The sequence below is a fragment of the Thiomonas sp. 13-64-67 genome (assembly GCF_002282795.1).
GTDB lineage: Bacteria > Pseudomonadota > Gammaproteobacteria > Burkholderiales > Burkholderiaceae_C > Thiomonas > Thiomonas arsenitoxydans.
In genome coordinates, this window is record NZ_NCKP01000132.1 from 1 (window position 1) to 2535 (window position 2535).

Below are 2535 nucleotides of genomic sequence, written 5' to 3' on the forward strand. Positions count from 1 at the left end.
ACTGCGCTGGGCGCCGTGGCGCCGTCTGCCGAGGTCATTGCTGGACTGCAGGCGATGCAGAACGTGCTGAACCCCCCGTCGTCCAAGAGCCCGCCTGCCCTCAAACCGTTGCAACGCCCTGTCGCCACCCGCCTGCAACCGTTTCGCGGTGTGATGTCCTCGCACCCCCTGTACACGCTGCTGGGCAGCTGGCACTGGCGAAACGCAAATGCGGCGCACGATCCCATAATCCTGAATGCGGTCGCGATGGTCGTGCTGTTTGCCAAGGCGCGTGCGCAGGAACTCGCGGCCGAACAAGCCGGATCCTCTCCGATCTACGACGCCTGTACGGCCTTGCGCGAACTGGTACAAAGCCACCCTCAGATTCTGGCCGAGCGCCCCCTGGCAAACGACTGGATCCGCATGCCTACATCGAGCGAGCGTGAGCCGCAGGTCGATGCCATTCGCCGCATCATCGAGCCGGTGCTGCGTCACCAGGGCCTGCTCAATGGCACCCCGGAGAAGGGCGATGAAGACAGCGGCGAGACCTACAGCCCACCGCCCCAAAAACTCCGGCTTGATCTCGGCGATACCCTGCGGATTCAATCCGTGACGCGGCTGCGCACCACGACGGTGGAGGCGCTTAAGCGCAGCGGGCTCAGCCTTGCCGAATTCGACCCGCAAGAAGAATACGTCGAGTGGACCGAAACTGGCGAAGACGACCCGCTCGATCCCACTCCAGTCGCGCCCAAGGAACGCAGCCTGGCCGAACAGGTGCTGCGCACCCGGGCGCTCATCGCCCGCCGCGAACGGTCGATGCAGTTGCTCGCCGCGGATTGGACGCGACTCACCGAAGCGGAAGTGGCGCGGCTGTGGCAGGCCCTCTGCGCCGACAGCAAAACCCAAGACGATGCACCGCAGGCCGCCCCGCGGTATCCCTTGTTACTGCTGGATCGCTGGACATTGCGCTTGCCCGTGCTACGTCCTGCAGGTCAGCCGGTTTACCGCGGCGTCGACCGTAGCAAAGCACGACCTTGTGCGGACGCCATCGACGTTCCGCTTCCCGTCGTACTGCGTCCGGTGATCGACGCACTACCCAGCGTGCAGCGCTTATCCCCCCATCCGCGCAAAACACCGGTCGACGCCTATGAGATCAAACCCGGGCCGCTGCAGCAACAGGCAGCCGCTTGGCTGCGCGATCAAGTGATACAGACCTCCGGACGGCTCACCCTCAGCGCGGTGGGGCAATGGATGTTTCGTCGGCTCGTCGAACAGCGACGCGATCATGCCCTGGCCAGTCTGGCTACGGGACGACCGCATCTACTGGCCGACACCGGCCTGCACTATCTGCACGTGCCCACGGGTGACCTCGTGCGCCGGATCCGCCAGGAGCAGGAGCGGGCCTGGAAGGCGTTGCAGCAGGCCGACCCCCGCTTGGGTGAGAACGACGGCGCCCATCCCGCCTCGGCAATCGAACCTGACGCATCGGACATCGGTGTGGGCGCGCCCATCGTCCCGATGGACCGGACGGTGCAGGCGCTGGCCCACAGCCTGGATCAAGCGCTGACGCATGCGCGGTCCACTCCCTTGGCCGACGACGCTCTACTGATTCTGCACAACGCCTTCACGCAGTATGTCCACGCCCTGCTGCGATTCAGCCTGGGGTTGCGCGATGTGGGGCAACCCCTACCCCACTGGAATCAGATCGATGGGCATCACGGTGTCGTTCTCCTCAGCGACAAGGACGATATCTCCGCATCCGCCACCCGCCTGGCGCCGCTTTGCACGACCGCGCTGGAGCAACTGCGCGTTTACGCCCGACACGCCCGCGCCACCCTGACCCGCCTGACGCCTAAGACCCTGATCTCACCGCCGCCGGTGCTGTTTTATCTGCGGCGTGTTCGTGGCCAACTCGAATGCATCAACCGCCCCACGCAAGAAATGCACGCCGCGCTGGAGCAGGTCACCGGCTATACCCTGCCGCGCAACACCAGTCGGCATTGGCTGCGTTCGCGTCTGATGCAAACGGGGTTGTCGGGCGAACTCATCGAATTCTTCATGGGGCACTGGCAGCGCGGCGCCGAGCCCTGGGGACGCTTCAGCGCCCTGCCCGCGCGCAGGGTCATCGAGTCTTTACGCGACCCGATCGAACAACTCGTGCGCGAGGCTGGCTTTCACGTGGTGCGGGGCTGGGCTTGAGCGACTGGAAAGGATTCGCCGTCGCTGCGTCCAAGCCGCAGGCCGCAGAGAACGGCTTGCAGCAACGCCGCGCGAACGCAGAGCACCATCGGGCGCGTATTCAGGCGCAGGTGCGTGAGTGGATTGCGCAGCAGGGGTTGCAGGACTGGCTGCAGGGCCGTCCCGATCTGGTCATTCCCGATGAAGTGGTGCAAACGCTGCGTCAACGCATCGATCAAACCTTCACCGGGGCGGAGCGACGCTGGGCGACCAACTTCATCAGCGCCGGGCTGGAGCGCGGGCGGCTGGAACGCGGCTGGAGCGTGCGTGTTCCCCCGCGGATTCTGGTGCTGCGCGGGCCGACCCCGCCGCTCAACG

At 65.7% G+C, this 2535-nt stretch carries 1 protein-coding gene and 1 pseudogene; both read left to right on the top strand.

The window, feature by feature from the left end; genetic code table 11:
• A partial coding sequence (locus B7X30_RS15570) for a DNA breaking-rejoining enzyme, catalytic core (protein ID WP_286731864.1) occupies nucleotides 1-2178 on the top strand: 2178 nt, incomplete at its 5' end.
• Nucleotides 2175-2535, top strand: a pseudogene (locus tag B7X30_RS15575) (tyrosine-type recombinase/integrase); the annotation flags it as partial. The gene B7X30_RS15570 and the pseudogene B7X30_RS15575, both read left to right, overlap by 4 nt.